This is a genomic window from Pseudomonas sp. SIMBA_067 (assembly GCF_046534675.1).
In the GTDB taxonomy this organism is placed as follows: domain Bacteria; phylum Pseudomonadota; class Gammaproteobacteria; order Pseudomonadales; family Pseudomonadaceae; genus Aquipseudomonas; species Aquipseudomonas putida.
Genome location: NZ_JAWRYH010000642.1, coordinates 1 through 263, shown reverse-complemented (window position 1 = coordinate 263; position 263 = coordinate 1). Strand labels below are relative to the sequence as shown.

At 63.5% G+C, this 263-nt stretch carries 1 pseudogene; it reads left to right on the top strand.

The annotated features are described in order from the left end of the window. A pseudogene (locus SB765_RS30685) lies at positions 1-263 on the top strand (hypothetical protein); the annotation flags it as partial.

Below are 263 nucleotides of genomic sequence, written 5' to 3'. Positions count from 1 at the left end.
CGAAGAGGAAGCGCAGCGGCGTGGCTACCGGCCTAATGCGGCGGCCCGGCGTCTGAAAACCGGCCGTGCTAACGCGGTGGGGTTCGTCTACCCGATCGGTGCCTCTCCCCTGAATGGCAGCGACTTCAGCGACATGCTGCTGGCGCTGGAGCATCACCTTGCCCGTTATGACATTAACCTGCTGTTGCTGGCGGATAAGCAGCAAAGTCAGGCGACGCTGACACGCCTGCTGCGCAGTGGCGCCGTTGATGCCCTGATCGTCG